General features: G+C 45.3%; 20 protein-coding genes. 5 read left to right on the top strand and 15 right to left on the bottom strand.

The genetic code is table 11. The annotated features are described in order from the left end of the window. Positions 1 to 88 precede the first annotated feature (88 nt). Complete coding sequence (locus P364_RS0108380) at positions 89 to 733, bottom strand: hypothetical protein (protein WP_024629691.1); 645 nt, start codon at positions 731 to 733, stop codon at positions 89 to 91. Positions 734 to 749: 16 nt separating this feature from the next. Beyond that, complete coding sequence (locus P364_RS0108375; protein WP_024629690.1) at positions 750 to 1697, bottom strand: hypothetical protein; 948 nt, start codon at positions 1695 to 1697, stop codon at positions 750 to 752. A gap of 87 nt (positions 1698 to 1784) precedes the next feature. Between P364_RS0108375 and P364_RS0108370 the strand changes: the two genes are divergently transcribed. Further along, on the top strand, positions 1785 to 2450 hold the full coding sequence (locus P364_RS0108370; protein ID WP_024629689.1) for a hypothetical protein: 666 nt from the start codon (positions 1785 to 1787) through the stop codon (positions 2448 to 2450). 357 nt (positions 2451 to 2807) lie between these two features. After that, complete coding sequence (locus P364_RS35175) at positions 2808 to 3335, top strand: VWA domain-containing protein (protein ID WP_081717939.1); 528 nt, start codon at positions 2808 to 2810, stop codon at positions 3333 to 3335. 107 nt (positions 3336 to 3442) lie between these two features. Here the strand turns inward: P364_RS35175 and P364_RS0108360 are convergent, their stop codons facing one another. Continuing rightward, positions 3443 to 4258: an SDR family NAD(P)-dependent oxidoreductase gene (locus P364_RS0108360; protein WP_024629687.1), complete on the bottom strand. Its 816-nt coding sequence runs from the start codon at positions 4256 to 4258 to the stop codon at positions 3443 to 3445. A gap of 193 nt (positions 4259 to 4451) precedes the next feature. On the opposite strand from P364_RS0108360, the gene P364_RS0108355 reads away from it, so the two are divergent. Further along, on the top strand, positions 4452 to 5108 hold the full coding sequence (locus P364_RS0108355) for a TetR/AcrR family transcriptional regulator (RefSeq protein ID WP_024629686.1): 657 nt from the start codon (positions 4452 to 4454) through the stop codon (positions 5106 to 5108). Between the two features lie 124 nt (positions 5109 to 5232). On the opposite strand, the gene P364_RS0108350 is transcribed toward P364_RS0108355, so the two are convergent. The 5 genes from P364_RS0108350 to P364_RS0108325 all read right to left on the bottom strand — a co-directional run bounded on the left by P364_RS0108350 (position 5233) and on the right by P364_RS0108325 (position 8809). Beyond that, positions 5233 to 6285: an LLM class flavin-dependent oxidoreductase gene (locus P364_RS0108350; RefSeq protein ID WP_024629685.1), complete on the bottom strand. Its 1053-nt coding sequence runs from the start codon at positions 6283 to 6285 to the stop codon at positions 5233 to 5235. 174 nt (positions 6286 to 6459) lie between these two features. Further along, on the bottom strand, positions 6460 to 7272 hold the full coding sequence (locus P364_RS0108345) for a class I SAM-dependent methyltransferase (RefSeq protein WP_024629684.1): 813 nt from the start codon (positions 7270 to 7272) through the stop codon (positions 6460 to 6462). Positions 7273 to 7700: 428 nt separating this feature from the next. Further along, positions 7701 to 8027, bottom strand: coding sequence for a type II toxin-antitoxin system RelE/ParE family toxin (locus P364_RS0108335; protein ID WP_024629683.1), 327 nt, complete (start codon positions 8025 to 8027; stop codon positions 7701 to 7703). Further along, positions 8008 to 8283 carry a type II toxin-antitoxin system Phd/YefM family antitoxin gene (locus tag P364_RS0108330; protein WP_024629682.1) on the bottom strand — a complete coding sequence of 92 codons (276 nt, stop codon included), beginning with the start codon at positions 8281 to 8283 and terminating at the stop codon, positions 8008 to 8010. Before P364_RS0108330 ends, P364_RS0108335 begins: the two co-directional genes overlap by 20 nt. A 184-nt stretch (positions 8284 to 8467) precedes the next feature. Next, positions 8468 to 8809 carry a zinc ribbon domain-containing protein YjdM gene (locus P364_RS0108325; RefSeq protein ID WP_024629681.1) on the bottom strand — a complete coding sequence of 114 codons (342 nt, stop codon included), beginning with the start codon at positions 8807 to 8809 and terminating at the stop codon, positions 8468 to 8470. Between the two features lie 261 nt (positions 8810 to 9070). Here P364_RS0108325 and P364_RS0108320 point away from each other — a divergent pair, with 261 nt between their 5' ends. Then, positions 9071 to 10225, top strand: a complete 1155-nt coding sequence (locus P364_RS0108320) for a VanZ family protein (RefSeq protein WP_024629680.1) — start codon at positions 9071 to 9073, stop codon at positions 10223 to 10225. Between the two features lie 173 nt (positions 10226 to 10398). Here the strand turns inward: P364_RS0108320 and P364_RS0108315 are convergent, their stop codons facing one another. The 7 genes from P364_RS0108315 to P364_RS0108285 all read right to left on the bottom strand — a co-directional run bounded on the left by P364_RS0108315 (position 10399) and on the right by P364_RS0108285 (position 17612). After that, complete coding sequence (locus tag P364_RS0108315; protein WP_024629679.1) at positions 10399 to 11859, bottom strand: carboxylesterase/lipase family protein; 1461 nt, start codon at positions 11857 to 11859, stop codon at positions 10399 to 10401. 355 nt (positions 11860 to 12214) lie between these two features. Continuing rightward, positions 12215 to 13222 carry a metallophosphoesterase family protein gene (locus tag P364_RS0108310; RefSeq protein ID WP_024629678.1) on the bottom strand — a complete coding sequence of 336 codons (1008 nt, stop codon included), beginning with the start codon at positions 13220 to 13222 and terminating at the stop codon, positions 12215 to 12217. Next, entirely contained in the window at positions 13222 to 13557 is a 336-nt protein-coding gene (locus P364_RS0108305) for a DMT family transporter (protein WP_024629677.1), read from the bottom strand. The genes P364_RS0108310 and P364_RS0108305 overlap by 1 nt, the downstream gene beginning before the upstream one ends. Then, complete coding sequence (locus P364_RS0108300; protein ID WP_024629676.1) at positions 13554 to 14321, bottom strand: HAD family hydrolase; 768 nt, start codon at positions 14319 to 14321, stop codon at positions 13554 to 13556. The genes P364_RS0108305 and P364_RS0108300 overlap by 4 nt, the downstream gene beginning before the upstream one ends. A gap of 87 nt (positions 14322 to 14408) precedes the next feature. Then, positions 14409 to 15788, bottom strand: a complete 1380-nt coding sequence (locus tag P364_RS0108295; protein ID WP_024629675.1) for an ABC transporter substrate-binding protein — start codon at positions 15786 to 15788, stop codon at positions 14409 to 14411. Between the two features lie 34 nt (positions 15789 to 15822). Then, a complete protein-coding gene (locus P364_RS0108290) occupies positions 15823 to 16737 on the bottom strand; it encodes a carbohydrate ABC transporter permease (RefSeq protein ID WP_024629674.1) in 915 nt (304 codons plus the stop codon). Next, positions 16737 to 17612, bottom strand: a complete 876-nt coding sequence (locus tag P364_RS0108285; RefSeq protein WP_024629673.1) for a carbohydrate ABC transporter permease — start codon at positions 17610 to 17612, stop codon at positions 16737 to 16739. The genes P364_RS0108290 and P364_RS0108285 overlap by 1 nt, the downstream gene beginning before the upstream one ends. A gap of 194 nt (positions 17613 to 17806) precedes the next feature. Between P364_RS0108285 and P364_RS0108280 the strand changes: the two genes are divergently transcribed. After that, positions 17807 to 18373, top strand: a complete 567-nt coding sequence (locus tag P364_RS0108280; protein WP_024629672.1) for a GbsR/MarR family transcriptional regulator — start codon at positions 17807 to 17809, stop codon at positions 18371 to 18373. The last annotated feature ends 208 nt before the right edge of the window (positions 18374 to 18581 follow it).

Below are 18581 nucleotides of genomic sequence, written 5' to 3'. Positions count from 1 at the left end.
TCCTATCAGTGTCCGATTTCTTTTAAGACAAATCACTTCAGTTGAGACTTCCCCCATCTAAATTATGTTGAAGTTGAGTAGATGAGAATTACTCAGTGATAATATCAGATTGATTGCTTTCCTCCACTAAAAAATCAAGTACTTGTTCCTTCAGTAGAGAGTAGTGGTCCTTTTGTTCATCTTCAAAATGAACAGTTTCAATACTATTGCTAGTAAGGCTTTGTGTATTAAGGTCGGAATCAATTTGATATTGGCCTTGATACATTCCTACAATTCTATAAGCTCCAGTTTCTGTTGCTCCCAAGAAGAGAACATAGTTATCGAAGGTGTTCATTAAGTTATATCCTTCAATTGTGTAAATAGCCTCTTCGTCTTCATAAGCAGGTTCCGCCACTGTAATTACACTGTCTGGTTGATTGCCCTTGTAAATTTGCTCAATTTGAAACTCAGATTTACTTGCCCGAACAACGACTTCTCCTTGGTCATCTGTTTGAAAGTATGCACTTCTATTGCCAGTATATTTTCCAGAAACAATTAGATCTGCATGTTCTTCAAGCTCATTAACTGTATTAACGACAGGGTAGTCTGCATGAGCAGAATAAACTTTTTTCTCACTCTGAACTGTTTCAGACGCTTCAATACTCTTAGGGATAAAAAGGATGCAAGCCAATGCAGAGAAAGCGATCAATGCAAAAATGAAATATGGTTTTTTGAAAGTTTTAGTAGTATTCATATTTTTTAGTCCTCCTCTACCATCTGTATTGAATATTTGCTATATCAAGTGGGGTAAATGTAGTAATGTTCTTTTTGCCAGGTTTCATTATGGAGGATACATCTAAATACTCTTGGTGATCTAGAGAAACAAGGTGTCCCACTTCATGAGTTACAGTACCTTGCTTGTTAGAAGATGTAAATCCCCATTTATTCATTACACCATGATTAAGTATCATTGTTGCATAACTCCACGTTTTTGACTCTTGTTTAGTTATAGCTTTCCCGCTTGAGTCGTAGGGTTGAACCACTGCAAAGTAATCCAGATCAGGATTAGTGTTCACAGAAATCCTAACTTGAGCTGTTGTAGAAGAAGTGTTAGTAAAACCAATATTTGCATTAGTTATATTATCTAACTGATTTAATGCATTTGAAACAAATGATGAATAGCCGTATGTAGATACCGAAGCTGCCTGATAAACTGAAATATTGCTTACAGAAGTGAACGAATTTGGCACAAACGCAGCTGAATTAACAAGTCCTGATGATGTTCCATTAAATTCAATTTTATCGATTACATATCCAGTACTAGTAAGCCCATCTTTGTTTGTGATTAGGTTTACATAAGCTTGTCCGGTAATCCAAGGAGTCCAAACATCAGTCGTATATCCTCCGTTAGAAGAATAGTATATCGTTCCTGCCTCTTGAGTTGTTGAATTATATGCGGATGAAACGGAAACACGGTCTCCATTAGCTAAACCAATTCTAGCAAAATGCAGCCTGTAGCTGGTGATTGTAGGAGATACTTTTACAAGTTGATCATAATATCTTCCACCTTCAACGTAGTTATTTGGATAATTGCTTGAGCGCAGGTCAATTTCTTCAACCGTGGCAGCGCTTGCTGGTGGCACATATGCATTTTGTGATAAAACAAACAAAATAACTAAAAAAGAGTAGAAAAATTTACTTCGTAACAAGATGATCATAAACACTTCCTCCTATTGAATGTATTGTAACAACAAAATATAATATAGATTATCATCCAAAATTTATCAATAGAGAGGTGTAAGAAAATGAAAAAAATATTCATTTATGTAATTATTTTGTCGATTTTGTGTATTCCTGTTGCAGCATTTGCAGCATCAGGCGTGTCACAAAAGATTGGTATTTGGGTAAACAACAAAGAAATAAAAACAACAGCAGGTGCTGAGGCAACTATGATCAACAATCGTGTATATGTTCCTGCAAGTATTTTTAGAGATGCTGGATTTTCAGTTGAGTATAAAAAGTCGAAACTTACGATGATCAATAAAAATCTCTTGTATATCCGAAACTTAGATGTTCTAAATGCGTTTCATTATACTTTTATCAATAATTTCGAAAAAATCGATCAGGAAATAAGCAACATACTTGGTAACTTGTTGTTAGAAAAAGATGTTGATACCACTAAGTTATCGGAGTTAGTCAAAACTGTAGATCTTGATTCTAATAGTTTTGATAATGCTAATTTCACACCGGTTGGAGATTATTCATCCTCCTTTGACTTTGCCAGTGCTAGTAAAAGTTTTAATGTCTACAAAGAAGCCATTGACTTACTAAAAAAATACATTGAAAGTGGGGAAAAAGAACAATTAGAAGAGTTTTATGCAAAGCGAGAGACTGCCCTTCAATATTACGCTCTATTTACTGAGGAATTTGATCAAGTTTTCAAACGCAGTTCTCTAAATGCTATTAAATAAATTCAAATCGATGGCAAAGGAAACCCACTGTTACGGTCTATGGCCTAATTAGTGGGTTTTCCTTATGTAGCAGATTAGTTTGGACTTAAGCATCCGAGCTACAGTAATAGATTACAAGAGATTTTCCATTAATGTTATGAAGGCTCTCTTATGAAGTGCTCGTCAATCCGAAAAAACAGTCACCCCCATCATTCCTTTTGAGATGATACGAATGAATTGGAAATTTTCGCTTAGTTTCCTCACAAGATACAGCCCTTTTCGGAATGATGATACCCTGGCTGTCCGTTAGATATAAAAAACAGTGCTTTCATCTTCTCATACAATGGAGAAATGTGAAGCTTTAGACGATTATGCTGCATCGATCCGTTCTATAGTTTTTTCACAAGACTTTGTTCCAAAGGTTATTCAAAGCCTGCTCAACGGTTTTTTGCAAAAGACTTTTTACGTGCAACAAGCGTCACTGCCCGAGATTTTGAAAATTATATTGCTCGCACGTACACTCTTGGAAGTAAAGGGGGTACAAATAATGAACCTCCAGTAATGGAGGATGTTATTCGTAAATACACGATTGAGGAGCCTAATGTAAGGATTCCTACGTATATTATTTTTTTTAGCGATGGTGGAGTCAGTCAAAAAGGGAAAATTATGCGGCTAATCACTGAAAGTTCATACAAAAATTTGTTCTGGCAATTTGTTGGCTTGGGAAAAGCAAATTACGGAATCCTTGAAAAGCTCGATGACATGTCTGGACGCTTTATTGATAACGCGAACTTTTTTGCTCTGGACGATATATCCAAGATCAGCGATGAAGAATTATATGATCGGCTTCTTAGTGAGTTTCCAGATTGGATTAAGGAAGCACGATCCAAAGGTATTCTTGTCTAAACTGTCAATTTGTTACGCATGCCTTATATGCAATCATAGTCTCTCTTTTCTTTTAAATAAGCTGCCAGTAAGGATTCTCGCTGGCAGCTTATTTCCGATGGGTACGGTTAAGCCTTTGCCTTTTGCGGTTTACCACTCTTCGAACGAGGTTGAAGCATGCCCCCTACGATCCGCAGCATTTGTCTGCGCGGCATAAGGCGGGCCAACTGGGCCGTCCAGTAATTGGAGGCCCCTGGCACAGCATACGGCTTGCCTGACTCCAACGCCTTCATCGCCACTTCCACAACATGCTCGGGCGTATCCCGTTTGCCTACCGAGGCCTCTTCGGCTCCTACTACGTCAAAGAATGAGGTATCGGTTGAGCCAGGGCATAGAGCCAAAAACTGAACGCCTCGCTTCCGGTTCTCTTCATACAACGCCTCTGTAAAAGAAAGGACGAAAGATTTCGTAGCCCCATATACAGCCATGTATGGATCAGGTTGAAAAGCAGCCGTTGAAGAAACGTTAATGATCGTACCGTTCCGTTTTTGCAGCATACCTGGCAGGAAAAGATGGGTCATGTTCATGACTGCGAGTACATTCAGCATAATCTCTTCCTGCTGCCGTGCACCATCCACCTGCTCAAACATTCCATGCGTGGCAAATCCCGCATTGTTGATTAATACATTGACCTGTATGCCCCGATTCATACATTCCTCATAAACGTGTTGTGGTGCATCCGCTTGGGACAGATCCGCTACAATCACTTCCGTCTTCACTTGATAGATTCGCTCAATCCGTTCTGCCAATTGACGCAATTTGGACTCCGATCGAGCCACCAAGACCACATGTTTGCCTTTTGACGCCATTTCCAATGCAAAAGTCTGTCCAATGCCTGAAGAAGCCCCCGTAATGAGTACCCATTGATTTTTAACCTGCTTCATATCTCATCCATCCTTTTTTGAACAATCGTTTTTTATTGGAAACACTGTTTCCTAATGAAATCATCGTACTCCCTTGTCTTCTTACTGTCAACTTCTTTTGATCATTTGACGATTTCCAGCGTAAAACAGTAGAATGACGATAAGAAACACGGTTTCCGTTAAACAACAATATGGATGTATGAGGATGAGATAGATGAAAGATCACAATTCGGGTTCCAAACAATCCGCTCACACGGTCACTACCTTTCAGGAAGCCAGACTTCAGCACTCCGAAAACCTGCGCCAAAATATTGTGCATGCCGCCGCATCCTTGCTGCAAGAGCACGGTCCAGAAGCCGTCACGGTTCGGCGCGTGGCAGAACGAATGGAGTGCTCCACCAAAATCATATATAACCTCTTCGGCAAAAAAGAAGGGTTAGCTAAATATCTATATTTGGAGGGTTGCTCCCTCCTATCCCAATCGTTTGAATCCGTGCCACAGCAAGCATCATTCGAGAATTATTTTCGCGATCTCGCTTATGCCTACTGGGATTTCGGGATCACACAATCCAGCTTCTATCAGCTGATGTTTGGAGGTTCTTTTGCAGAATTCAAACCAGATGCAGAGAGTTTGCAAGGAACAGTAACTGCCCTCAAACAAATCACGTCCCTAGTTGCAGCCGCAATGGAGCAGGGAATGCTTCAGGAGAACGATCTCCTGCTTGCAGTCCGTATGATCTGGGCCCCTCTGCATGGTGTTATCCATCTATATCTGGGAGGCCATATTGAGAGTGAAGAAGCCGCCAAAAGGCTATATGATCATACGTTGTCCATGGTTGTTCTCTCCCTTGTTGGAGTATCTGCGAAATGATAAGCATTGAATCTAGTCTTATAAAACAAACGAAAAGGAGCATGCCTAGGCGTAATATACCTGGCATGCTCCTTTTCTTGCTTTAATCTATCTTCTGTATCGGATTTCAGCCGATTTAACATGTTTACTGATTCTCAGCTTCCCAACGCGAAATTTCGGCACGCACTTTCGGCGCTACCTCTTTGCCGAGCAGCTCAATAGCTCTCATTACATCCTCATGCGGCATCGTGCCTAGGGGAGTGTGTAACATGAAGCGTGTGATACCGACTTCTTTGCGCAGATAGATAATCTTTTGAGCAACGGTATCCACATCACCCACATACAGTGCGCCCTCCAGACTGCGTGCCGCGTCAAAGGTTGCACGGCTATAGTGTCCCCAGCCACGTTCCCGGCCCAACATATTCATTGTAGCCTGAGCTGGCGGGAAGAATTTCTCTACCGCTTCAACAGTTGTATCCGCAATGAAACCGTGAGAATGGGAAGCCACAGTCAGTTTGGATGCGTCGTGCCCTGCATGTGCCGCTGCTTTTTTGTATAGCTCCACCAATGGTGCGAATTGAACGGGGCGACCACCAATAATGGCGAGTACCAGCGGTAATCCAAGCAGACCTGCGCGGACAACCGATTCCTGGTTACCGCCACTGCCAATCCATACCGGAAGTTTTTCCTGTACCGGACGCGGGTAAATGCCCAGATTGTTAAAGGAAGGGCGGTGCTTGCCTTCCCAAGTTACCTTTTCAGAATCGCGTAGTTTGAGTAACAAATCCAATTTCTCGTCGAATAGTTCATCGTAGTCGTTCAGATCATAGCCGAACAAAGGGAAGGATTCAATAAACGAACCCCGTCCTGCCATAATCTCCGCACGCCCATTCGAAATGCCATCCAGTGTTGCAAAATCCTGAAATACCCGTACCGGATCAGCCGAAGATAGCACCGTTACAGCACTGGTTAGGCGAATGCGTTTGGTCTGTGAAGCTGCGGCGGCCAGAATGACCGCTGGTGATGAAGCGGCATAGTCTGAACGGTGATGCTCACCCACGCCATATACATCCAGCCCCACCTGATCTGCTAAAACAATCTCTTCAACGACGTCGCGAATACGCTGCGCATGACTTATAAGTTCTCCTGTTTTTACATCCGGGTTTGTCTCTACAAAAGTACTAATTCCGATTTCCATTCCCTGTTCCTCCCTGTTATGAAGCGATCCGTTCCTCGTCTAACCTATTGTAAGTAGATCACCTTTTGTTATTTATCTTAATATTGAACTATTTCGATGAAAAATACAAGTGCCCCCTGTTTTCCAGAGGGCACTTTCTCGACATATTCTTCTCATAATCCATTGATTTCATGATTATTTTCTTCTCCCGATGTACAGCAGATGCGACGAGATTCCCAATATCGACGGGTCTTTGGCCGCCTCAATCATGTACTGGATCAGCTCATCGTATTCCCCGCGTTCTATCCAATATTGCTGCTGCTCTTCCGTGAGCATAGCTCTCAGACTGGACGATCCAATCAGGTCTACCGTCTCAAATCCGTTCTGCTCCATAAATGGGTTAATATCCTGAATGTTAAAATAGTACGCCCCCGTAAACCGTCCCTGATCCGGATGATCGAACGTCCCCTTTTCCACAAAAGACCGGATGGCTTCCATGTGGTCATGTGGTTTCCATTGCTGGGGGAATTGCAAAGAAGTAATACCCATTCGCGTTCGGCTCTGCATCGCTACAAAGACGATTCCTCCACGCTTGGTAACCCGATGCAGCTCCCGTACCGCAGCCACTCGTTCTTCTTCCACCTGCAAATGATATAACGGTCCCAGCATCAAAGAGGCATCATATGTCTCATCTGCAATACCGTTAAGATGGGTCGCATCCAATACGTGAAATCCGTCAAACTGCTGTGTCAGATCCAATTCCTTCGCCTTCTGCTGAGCTATATCCACAGATCCAGGGGTCAGGTCTGACAGCGTGACACGGTATCCGAGTTTGGCAAGCTCCATCGCATATTTTCCGGGCCCTGCACCATTGTCCAGCACAAGTCCGGTTGCCGGGAGTGACTCTCGGATATAATGCATGTTAATGATGAACTCCAGCGGTTCCCGGTCCAACCTTCCCCACTCGTCAAATCTGGAATAATAGTCAATCACACGCGATCTTTCCATGATTCTGCACCTGCCTTTTCTCAACATTAAAGGCCATATAAAAAAACAAAAAACCTGCCACCTCAACTAAGAGGCGACAGGTCTGACCTTCGCGGTACCACTCTTCTTGATCCATGAACAGGATTGGAAACAACATTCTCCAACCTATCCTTCCATTGCATCTCAGGACCTGATGACGGAGGTTAACCGTCAGAATCTACACGAAGTCAGCGTATAGCATCATTTTCAACATCCAGCCCTTCGTGCGCTGAAAATGCTACTTACGTAACTACGATTCGATCCTGCTGCTCACAGGTGAGTTGGGGAAAGGTTGGACTGCCTTGCACCATAGCGACAGTTCTCTGGACCAAACCTTGAGCCTTATTACTCCTGATCATTGCGTTTGACTGTTAAATTTTATCCAGTATAGTACTTCTAAATATTTCCTGTCAATTTAATTCAAATAAATCCCGGAGGTAATCTCTCCGCCCATGCAAGATGCGATAAATGATAATATCCTCTCCAACAATGCGGTAGAAAACCAGATAGGGAGAAACGACGATAAAACGGTATCCTCTCTGGATCAGGTGATAATCGTCCTCTGACAAAATAGAGCCTATATTAGGAAAATCGGCAATGTTTCTTATTTTTCCGTCCAGTTTATTAAGCATTTTCTCTGCCTGTTCCACGTTATCCTTAGATATATAAGAGAAAATTTCGTCCAGATCATCAACAGCAGCAGGAGTATATCGGATGCTACTCTGTTTTGGAAGCATCCATTTTTCTCCGTAATCGTGTCATCACTTGGTCGTGACTGGGCAACTCTTCACCCTCAGCCACCTGTTTCTCTGCGACGAGTAGTTTGGATTGCAACGCGTTTCTGGCTTCCATTCTCCGGAACGCTTCATGGCTCATCACGACTAAATCAGCTTCTCCATTGCGGGTAAGTATCACGGGCTCATCCAGCTCATGACAATATTTAGAGAACCCGTTATAGTCCTTGCGTATTGTAGTTGATGGTTTGATCTGCATAACTTCCCTCCAATATCATTATAATCACTTAATTATAACATTATAGTACTACTTTATTCATCTTGCTTCTTTCTCCACACAACAAAAAAGAACCTTCACTTCCACAACATTGCAGAAATGAACGTTCTTCATGGCTTAAGATCAGGCCGTAGCTGGCTAGCCAGCGTTACCTAAACCAGGTTTGCTAGATTTTTTTCACAAACTCGGACTTCAGCTTCATCGCACCCAGGCTGTCGATTTTGCAGTCGATGTCATGGTCACCGTCAATCAAACGGATGTTTTTGACTTTGGTGCCCTGCTTAACTACCAGCGAGCTGCCTTTCACCTTTAGATCCTTAATGACTGTAACGCTATCGCCATCATTCAGGACATTACCGTTCGAATCGCGTACTACTTTCGTTTCTTCCGCATGCTCTTGTTCAGACACTGGCGCCCATTCGTGCGCACACTCTGGACACACCAACAAATTACCGTCCTCGTAAGTATATTCGGAATTACATTTGGGGCAGTTAGGCAAATTAGACATATGTATTAAACTCTCCATTCATTTTGTGGCTTTCTCGCAAGTATACGGGAATACAGTCCATTCTTCCACATAGGAAGAGGTTAATGAATTTAAACTAAATTTAAGATTACGACGCCCCCTGATTTAAGGAAGGCTCCTTATACTGAAGTCTAAGAAGAAACATTCTGGAGTATCACCACGAAAATAATACGATTCAAAGTCATATCTCACACGAATTGTACACATACACATATACATTTCCGATAAAAGGAGTTTCTGCTCATGTCACCCTATGTTTTTCCTGTCCAAACAGCTTTCCTGATTTTTGTCATCATCGCCATGTTTCTGCTGGCACCTTGGTTAATCTACGGATATCGGAAAGATGGATTTTTTAGCTGGTCGCGATTTGCCGTCAGCTTTTCATTTATTTTCTATCTGCTGGCTGCATACTGTCTGGTTATTCTTCCTTTCCCGACCACTCGTAACACATGTGCGCAGCAGGCAGCGGATACCGTATATTACAACCTTGTTCCATTCACCTTTGTGAAAGATATTATGAAAGAAACACCGATCGTGTGGTCTCAGCCTGCTAGCTATATTGGAATGATTCAGGGCAGAGCTTTTCTGCAAGTTCTGTTCAACGTCATGCTTCTCATGCCACTTGGCGTGTACATCCGGTATTTTTGGCAAAAGAGATCCTACTGGAAACAGGCTTTGTTAAGCGGATTCGGCTTGTCCCTGTTCTTTGAGGTTACCCAGATCACCGGCTTCTACGGTTATTACGATTGCCCGTATCGGCTGTTTGACGTGGATGACCTGCTGCTGAATACTTCAGGAACGGTACTCGGATTTTTCGCGGCACCCATCATACTTGCCTTATTCCCATCTCGTGCAAGCATTCAGGCGAAGAGCGAGCAGATCCTGGAACAAAACAAGGTCTATCCCGTACCTCAATTGATTGCGCTTATTATTGACGGTGTAGTTGTCGTGTTCCTGTCCAATCTGATGTCCATTTTTAACTGGAGTAATACAAATGCCATCATCAGCACGCTAAATACGATGATTGCCATGCTGTTTGTATTTTTCTTTATTCCATCATTGCGAAATGGCAAAACTCCGGGGTCAGCTCTGATGCGATTCAGATATGTTAACCGGAAGACTGGCGAACCTTCCAGCACATCCCTGTTCAAAAGGTTGCTGGCCCTTTACGTCCCTTGGCTTTTTGTCACTTTTGCTCAACTCATAACGGATTATGCCTTTCTGAACGAAAACGCGATGCTGGAACCTTATAAGGTATGGATCTCTGTCGGGATCTTTGGTCTACATGGACTTATTCTCTTGGTATTGTTCGTTCATGTCATGCTGGTGCTGTTCTCTCGCGGAAAGCGAGCCTTCTATTGTGATGATGTATCCAATACAAGAGCATCTCGAAAATAGATTTTGGACTCACACAACTTACAACACAGCAGGTAAGGGCGAAAAATAGTACCATAGCAGATCGCCGTTAAAGTCGACAGGTTCGATCCATCATAAAAAAAGGTGTAGCTTCGTCCTCCAATGACGAGCCACACCTTTTAATTATTGAATAATGAAGTTCCGATGGGATTAAACTATAGCCCTAGCAGCTCCCGTTTGGAAGCTTCCGGGTCGTGAACCAACTGCACTTCATGATTGAAAATAAGCGTAGCACGACCGTCTTCGTAGGCAGGCCAATTCACTCCCGCCGTCTCGGGCTTGCCCTGCTTGGCAAATGAAATCCAGGCATCCTGGACCTTACCCGCCAGTTCTGCTGCTGCGACATCCGGTTCCGCATTCATAAATTTCAGCACAGGCAATGTATTAAAAGCAAAGAAAATATCAATGCTATGAATTGATTTTTGCAGCAGTGGATGCTCCGGCATGACCCAATCGAACCGATACATCCATACAGGTGCATGTTTCTGCTGCGCAGCCGCATATTGCACTGCCGAGCGCCAGAAGAAAAGATCGGTCATCACTTGGGCTTGACCATCTGCAGTCTTGGGGTAACTGTCCGCAATCGCAGCACGGTTCTCCAGATCAGGTGTCATAAAATCAACAGCCTTCACCATGTTGATCTCTTCAGAGTAAGGCACATGAGGCTGAATGAACAACGATCCTTCATGTAAAGTGGTTCCGATAAGTACAGGGATATCCTGTGCTGAGCCCTCTTCTACCGCCTGAAGTGGTGCCTTCGGAAGTGTAACTCCATCCAGTACCGGCTGGAACAACAGGGCCATGCCAGCACCGCTTTGTTGTTTCACCGCCTCGCCAGCAGCAATGATTTGCTCCACGGGAATGGTTTTGAGTTTTTGCAGCTCGTCTGCCGATACACCCAGAACCTTCAGCATGCCATCGCGAATGGCCGAGGCCTGTTCTGCTGGCACAACTTGTGAAGCTCCACTTTGCATAATGGCCCGATGGAACAATCCCTTGGCAGCCGGCATCGCCATCAAAGCAGCAATACTCATACTGCCCGCGGATTCTCCAAATACAGTGACATTACGCAAGTCACCGCCAAAAGCCTCGATGTTGTCCTGCACCCATTGCAGTGCAGCAATCTGATCCAGTAAACCTACATTGGATGCAAAACCCTCTCCAAGCGGAGCCATATGCAAGAAACCAAGTGGCCCCAGGCGGTAATTGATCGTTACGACGATAACGTCTCCCCGGAGGACGAGTTGAGTTCCATCGTACATCGGCTGGCTGCCAGCACCTGATACGAATGATCCGCCATGAATCCATACCATAACTGGAAGTGGGTCCTTGCTTTCTTGTTCAGGTGCCCAGATATTCAGGTAAAGGCTATCTTCCGATTCCACCGGAGGCTGTCCCGATATGCCCTCAGTTTGAGGATTTCTTGGCTGTATATTTTCAGGACCGAATTGCTTCGCCTCTCTGACTCCATCCCAAGTCTCAGGTGGAACGGGAGCCTGGAAGCGCAATTCACCCACGGGGGGCTTGGCATAAGGGATACCTTTCCATACGCTCGCTCCATGCAGAATCTCTCCTTGAACCGTACCGTATCGGGTGTTCACTTGAAGTTCTCTCATGCGTTCTATACATCCTCTCTACTGATCGATAGTTCCAGCTTACGACTGGTGTTGCTCAGATCCGAATGTAACTTTCACGAAAAATAACTTGTACTGCTTCAACGCCTTTTTGTTACGTAATGGTAGGCGCGTTTCCACTTATTTGAGTATAAATCCCAGCAAGACCCATTTACAAGTTTGTCCAAATTCACCCGCCACAGCTACGTTTCACGTGGAACTTTTACAGCCATAATAAAGACTCCGCTTCAATTAACGAGCGAAGTCTACTATTCTGCCGTGTATAAAATATCCAACGCTGAAAAGAAAAGATGACATTGCTCCCTGTATCCCATCAATACTTTTCCCGATGTCAGGATCAATCAGCGCCGTTTACTTTTACCGGATAATGAACCGTATATTCTGCCCCTTCAATCCAGCTGCCCGTCACATGATTACGACCCTTAACGACAACGCGGTCACGGTACACATCTACATGTAAACTCTCACTGCCCTCCAGATGCTCATCCTCGTCTGTCCAGAGATAAGCCACGGAAGAGGCGTTAAACATCGTTGGCATCTGCCCGCCACCTTCGTATATGGTGCGCTGAGCCTCCAATTGCCAATGGGTGTGCCCGGAGAAGAGGATTGCCTGCGGATAACGACTCAGAACAGCCTTTAATGTGGTGTCCTGATTCACGCCATACCAGCCCTGTTCCTTCATGGAACCCGCCACTGTATCCATCAGTGGTTGATGGAGAAAGACGAAAATGGGCTGCTCAGAAGAAGCTTGTTCCGACAGTTTCGTTTCCAACCAATCCAGTTGTTCGGCAGACATGTCGCAATCTTTCGGATGAGGCTGCTCCGTACCCAGGAAGATATAATGATAACCGTTGATCCAGTGATCGTGGTACGATCCGCTCATACCTGTGATTGCTGTAAAATCGTTTAACCGCTTCTGCCATAACTCCTCAATTGAAACTGATTCCTGCTTCTCGATATCTTGAGCTTCTCTTTGGCCTACTTCATCTGAATACCCTAGCACCTCACCCACCTCATGCTGGGTCATTGTGGTCAAGTTCAACGGCGGGTCTCCCCATAGAATCGCTCCAATATCATGATTGCCTACGGTATAACGTATTTGAGGCAGTGAATTGCCTTGAGCCTCCAATATACGCTGTAACTCCTGATATTCTTGCGAAAGGCCACGATCGGTAACATCGCCTACATGCATGATTCCGCTGCTGCCACGGCTATATGTTGCCATGTCTTCCAGCGCTTTCTCCAGATGACGGTTATGGATATGGTCCGCCTGATCCCGTACATGTGTGTCTGTAATCACCTGGAAGCTGACTATCGGCTGTTCAAATTTATTTTCATTTTGCATCAGGAATCACTCCATTTCAGTCCAATAATGCCAATCAGAATGAAGCCCATCCAGACGATCGACATCGCCTTCAGACGTTCTCCCAAAAAGTAATGTCCCACGATACCAATTAATGTAATGCCTACGCCCGACCAGATGGCATAAGCAACACCCAGCGGCATATACTTCACAGCAAAATTCAACAGGGTAAAGCTCGCTCCATAACAAAGAAACATAAAAAGGGAAGGCCACAATCGGGTAAAACCATCCGACACCCTCATCAGAATCGTACCGCTCAGCTCTAATCCAATCGCCAGGGCAAGCAATATCCATCCGGCATACGAATGATTCGTCATCGGGTTACCTCGACTTCCAACAATTCATGAAACGAACGCACCGTTAGGTCCGCAAGCTTGATATGAGCAGGGTCACCGACAGCAATCTTCCAGGCAGCCCCCGCAGCGCGAGCCATCTCCATATCACCATCCGTATCGCCGATCACGACAACTCTTGCAGCAGGTACACCCAGACGCTCACACGCCAGCAACAACATGTCAGGAAACGGCTTTCCCCTTCCAACCTGATCTGTTCCTACAACTACGGAGAAAAAGGATTCAATACCCATCCACTTTAGATGGCTTAGAGCATTTTCCGTCTCATCCGCTGTGACGACACCCATTTTCAGTCCCTTGTTGCGACACTGCTCAAGAAAGGCAAGGACGCCGGGAAGAGGCTGGGCTGGGCGTTCCTTATTCATCGCGTACTCAGCCTGCAGCAAACATTCCCTCACGATAATTTTCGCTTCCGCCCAGCTTAATCCTGCACGATAGCCATGCCAAGTTAATACGGCGTAGACTTCCTCCATCGTCCCCATGGCGAGGGGTCCCCGCACATCATAGCCGTTCATTCGTCCCTGCTCATCATGGAATGTTCCCCAGATATGAGGGATGTCTGCGGCATTGAACTGAAGGCCACGGACGGTCAGCTCCTCCCGAAAATTATCCATCACACAATGGGTCCAGAAACCCCACATGGCCGTAAAATCAAGCAAAGTTCCATCCTTATCGAACAAAATAGCCTCTATCGGGGTAGACAGGTTCCCTTGGTTCAATTCAGGCATCGGTTACGCTCCTTGTCTGCTGAATTACTATGTCAGAAAAGCGGTACATGACTGCACCGCTCCTCCAAGTTCAGCTTGTTTCACTTGTTATTTCACGCGATCCAATTCTTTTTGGGCTTTTTCTTTAGCTTCTTTCAGCGCTTGTGCCGCTGGAATGTTATTAATCTGTACCTGATCGGCTGCATCCTTCAGCGCATCATTGATTTTGCCTCCAGTAGGGTCCTGGAACGGAGCGGATGCATGGGAAGCCTGCTGCAGTGGAACCGTGATCTGAGGGTTCTCTTCACTGAACGTTTTGAATGCAGGATCTTCCTGGGCAGATTGACGAACCGCAATGTAACCTGTGTTCATGGACCAAGCTGCCGTGTTCGCAGTTTCTGAGAAATACGTCAGCCACTTATAGGCTGCCTGTTGCTGTTCCGGGCTTGCTTCAGCAGGGATACCTGCCATAATTGCGCTCGCTACAGGTTTGCCTTCACCGACGCCTTCCCAACCAGGCTGTTGCATCGCTGCGACAATACTAAAGTCCAGGTCGCCCTGGTCACCGCTCGAACCGGTGTATCCCGCTGCTTTATTTTTCATGACATCATCAATTGTTTTATACCAGTACTCCCAGCCTTGACCACCAAAATGAATACCCATGGTCTTGTCCTCATTAATCCACTTGCGGAACAATTCCCATGTCTCTACCCATTCCGGTGAATCAATCGTTACGGTCTTACCATCATCGCTCAGGATCTTCCCGCCTTTACCAAGCACAGCGTCGATCATGTTATCGCTACCCCACATCGGCTCCCAGCCATAGAAGGTTGTTTTGCCGTTTTCCTGCTTGCTCATCTTCGCTGCCGCTTCAGCAAGTGCCTCCCACGTCGTCAGAGTGGCAGGATCAATATTATTCTCTTTCAGGGCATCCATACGGTAATACATGATCTGAGTTGTTCCGTACATTGGCAAGAAATACTGCTTGCCGTCTACTTTTCCCTGCTCCAGGAAGGTCTGCACGTAATCTTCCTTGTTAAAGCTCTGATCGCCAGCGATCAGCTCATCGAGCGGTGCATAATACCCTTTGCGCGCCCAGTCGATATTGGAGCTTAGTACAGCGGCCGGTACTTTTTTCGAGGCAATGGCTGCCTGCAGTTTCTGTTCGGTTTCCGTGTAATCGGCTTGTACAATGCCTTTCACAACGACTTCGCTCTGGGATGCATTGAAGGCATCAATCGTTTTCTTCATGTTATCTCCCAGATTCCCACCCAGGCCATACCAGAATTCAATCTCCACTGGACTACTTGGCGCAGAACCAGATCCATTGGCTGCAGCTGCGTCTGAACCTGTGCCTGAGCCGCTATCTGCTGAGGAACCACACGCTGTGATCAGGGCAAAACTTGCGGCCAGTACCAGTGACATGCCGCCTCTCCACCTGAGCTTTAATTTGTTCCGCCATTTCATACTCGCTTGACTCAATTTCATTTTGATTCCTCCTATATAAAGTGTGTTGTAAAAATTAGTTTTTGTTTACGCCTGCAGTAATGTTTACACTCTGCATAATTGTCTTCTGCGTAAACAGGAATAGAATGAGCAGCGGTGCGATGGTAAATGCACTGGCGGCCATAATCTGCGGCCATGCCAGACCATAGGCTCCACCTTCCACGAAAAAGCTGCGCAGGCCTGCCGATACCAATTGCAGATTCGGGTCTTTGGTAATGAGCATCGGCCAGAAATAGTTGTTGTACTGGTCGATGAATGTAATCAGCACCATCACGGCAAAAGATGAGCGAACCAGCGGCGTCATAATGGTCCACAGAATGCGGAAATGTGACGCTCCATCCAATTGCCCAGCCTCCACCAGCTCGTGAGACACCTGCATGAATGCCTGACGGATCAGGAAGATGGAGAACACACTGACACAGTTGGACACGATTAGTCCGGTATAGGAATCCAGTAATTTAAGCTCGCTGAGCACCAAATAACTGGGCAGATAAACGGCGGTACTCGGAATCATGTAGCCTACCAGGATCAATCCGGTGAGCACCCCTTTCATACGAAAACGCATATGGGTAAGTGCATAAGCCATCATGCTGGAGTTGATGACCTGGATCAGACAGATTGCTGCCGCTACCCCTGAACTGTTCAAAATGTAGCGGAAAAATGGTGCAGACTGCCACGCATCCACATAGTTGCTCCATCGGAACGTTTCGGGCCAGAAGGTTGGCGGAAACTGCCAAATCTCGTCATTGGTCTTGAAACCGCTGATAACCATCCAGTAGAACGGAAATGCCATTGTCAGACTGATCAGGGCAAGCAGCAGATATCGGAGCGCGGTACCAAATCCTTTTCCTCCACCAGGGAACTTCCGTTTTTGTGCTTGCTCACGACTATTATCTTTTCTTGTTTGTTTACTTAGAGCGGTCATGTTCATCAGTAGTGCACCAGGCGTCGGCCGAGCAGGAAGGATACCCCTGACAGCAGAACGCAGATCAGAATAATAACAACGGCGATGGAAGAAGCCTCGCCCACATTGAAGGATTCAAATGCTGACTGATAATACATATAGAGCAGCGTCCTTGTTGATCCAGCCGGTCCCCCCTGGGTCATCACGTTGATCTGGTCATAGGCCTGAAGCGACTGAATCGTCAGAATAATGGACAGGAAGAACGTGGTTGGTGAGATCAACGGCAGCGTAATACTCCGGAACTTGTCCCAACTGCCTGCACCATCAATGGATGCTGCTTCAAGCAGGTCGGATGGCAGGTTGCGCAAGGCGACCAGGTAGAATACCATGGACCAGCCAATCGATTTCCACAGCGTAACGATGAGAACAGCCACAAGTGCCCAGTTTGCATCTCTCAGCCAGCCAATCGGGGATATCCCAGCCCAGCCAAGAAACAGATTGGCAAGCCCCACTTCCGGCTCGAAAATCCAGGACCATGCAATGGAGACAGCAACCGTCGGTGTGACCCATGGTGAGAACAGCAATGTCCGAAACAAACCAGACGATTTAATCTTGCTGTTCATGAGCAGCGCCAGCGCCAATCCACCAACAATCGTGGGCACGACACTTCCAAGACCGAACAGTAGTGTAACTTTCAATGAACGGTAAAATTCCGAGTTAGTTAGCAGATAGCTGTAGTTGTCCAAACCAACAAACAACTTGTCAGGACTCATGAAGTCCCAATCCGTAAAACTCAGATATACAATGTATCCCAAGGGCCCCAACCAGAAAATGAGTAATGGGATAAGGGCAGGTAGGGTGAACAGAACTGCTTCTGTCTCCCTCCATAGTTTCACACGCAATTCGCACACTCCTCATTGTTCAATTTTTTTTTAACGATATTGCATAATCCCCTTAAATCTATTTGTTTTTCGCTTCCGTACAAAAATGATTGTATAATACATTTGAAAAAACTAATTCCGGGTTATGTTAAAATAACGGGATGTCATGTAAAATATGAAACAGGGAGTCCCATCCATATACTAGAGGTGAGATTGTGGGAAAAGAAGCTGCCGAGGACCAAAATCATTCTTCGTTGTCCTATCGGCCTGAGCTGAGGGAGAAAGTAATTGACGCGATTGCCAATACAATGGACTTATACGGGGTCAATCATTCATTTGGCCAACTGTATGGCATTATGTATTTCGAGGATCAACCCATGACGCTGGAAGAGATGAAAACGTCCATGAATATGAGCAAAAGTAATATGAGTTACGCCGTACGTTCTCTTACCGAATCTCAGATGATTTATAAATTGGAGGAAAAGCGGGAACGCCAGGATCTGTATTTGGCAGAAACCAACTTTTTCACTACGTTTCAGAACTTCTTCGGGGCTAAGCTCCAACGGGAGATTGATGTGATGCAAGAAAGCCTTCGCGAGGTCATTCCGGAGTTATCGGAGATCATTCTTGCCAAAACAACTCCGCCTGAAGAGAGGGAGGAAGCTTTGCGTGATCTGCATAAGCTTCAGCATGCCGACCAGTATTACGAGTGGTTGCAGGGATTTGTAAACCAACTGCGGGATGGTGTATTTTACAAAGACGCCCCACATGAAAGTGATTAATGCACGTTTGCGGGGACTGTAGAGGGATTTTCACTTTAGCACTTATATTCTTATGTTCAGCTCGCTAGGGAATCATATACGTCTTATTATGAATAGTATTCATTACGTTCGTTAAACTAAAAAAGCCAGCTCAGCGAGCGACGAAAGTTGCAGGACTTATGCTGGCTTTGATCAAAAAGGGGAACCCCACCATGTTTTCATGGTTGGG

Source organism: Paenibacillus sp. MAEPY2 (assembly GCF_000499205.1).
GTDB lineage: Bacteria > Bacillota > Bacilli > Paenibacillales > Paenibacillaceae > Paenibacillus > Paenibacillus vandeheii.
The sequence above is the reverse complement of the archived record's forward strand: the minus strand, read 5'-3'. Positions and strand labels throughout refer to the sequence as shown.

Coding starts and splice junctions, on each gene's coding strand:
- P364_RS0108380 (WP_024629691.1), bottom strand. CDS start 733: ATGAATACTACTAAAACTTTCAAAAAACCATATTTCATTTTTGCATTG.
- P364_RS0108375 (WP_024629690.1), bottom strand. CDS start 1,697: ATGATCATCTTGTTACGAAGTAAATTTTTCTACTCTTTTTTAGTTATT.
- P364_RS0108370 (WP_024629689.1), top strand. CDS start 1,785: ATGAAAAAAATATTCATTTATGTAATTATTTTGTCGATTTTGTGTATT.
- P364_RS0108360 (WP_024629687.1), bottom strand. CDS start 4,258: ATGAAGCAGGTTAAAAATCAATGGGTACTCATTACGGGGGCTTCTTCA.
- P364_RS0108355 (WP_024629686.1), top strand. CDS start 4,452: ATGAAAGATCACAATTCGGGTTCCAAACAATCCGCTCACACGGTCACT.
- P364_RS0108350 (WP_024629685.1), bottom strand. CDS start 6,285: ATGGAAATCGGAATTAGTACTTTTGTAGAGACAAACCCGGATGTAAAA.
- P364_RS0108345 (WP_024629684.1), bottom strand. CDS start 7,272: ATGGAAAGATCGCGTGTGATTGACTATTATTCCAGATTTGACGAGTGG.
- P364_RS0108335 (WP_024629683.1), bottom strand. CDS start 8,027: ATGCTTCCAAAACAGAGTAGCATCCGATATACTCCTGCTGCTGTTGAT.
- P364_RS0108330 (WP_024629682.1), bottom strand. CDS start 8,283: ATGCAGATCAAACCATCAACTACAATACGCAAGGACTATAACGGGTTC.
- P364_RS0108325 (WP_024629681.1), bottom strand. CDS start 8,809: ATGTCTAATTTGCCTAACTGCCCCAAATGTAATTCCGAATATACTTAC.
- P364_RS0108320 (WP_024629680.1), top strand. CDS start 9,071: ATGTCACCCTATGTTTTTCCTGTCCAAACAGCTTTCCTGATTTTTGTC.
- P364_RS0108315 (WP_024629679.1), bottom strand. CDS start 11,859: ATGAGAGAACTTCAAGTGAACACCCGATACGGTACGGTTCAAGGAGAG.
- P364_RS0108310 (WP_024629678.1), bottom strand. CDS start 13,222: ATGCAAAATGAAAATAAATTTGAACAGCCGATAGTCAGCTTCCAGGTG.
- P364_RS0108305 (WP_024629677.1), bottom strand. CDS start 13,557: ATGACGAATCATTCGTATGCCGGATGGATATTGCTTGCCCTGGCGATT.
- P364_RS0108300 (WP_024629676.1), bottom strand. CDS start 14,321: ATGCCTGAATTGAACCAAGGGAACCTGTCTACCCCGATAGAGGCTATT.
- P364_RS0108295 (WP_024629675.1), bottom strand. CDS start 15,788: ATGAAATTGAGTCAAGCGAGTATGAAATGGCGGAACAAATTAAAGCTC.
- P364_RS0108290 (WP_024629674.1), bottom strand. CDS start 16,737: ATGAACATGACCGCTCTAAGTAAACAAACAAGAAAAGATAATAGTCGT.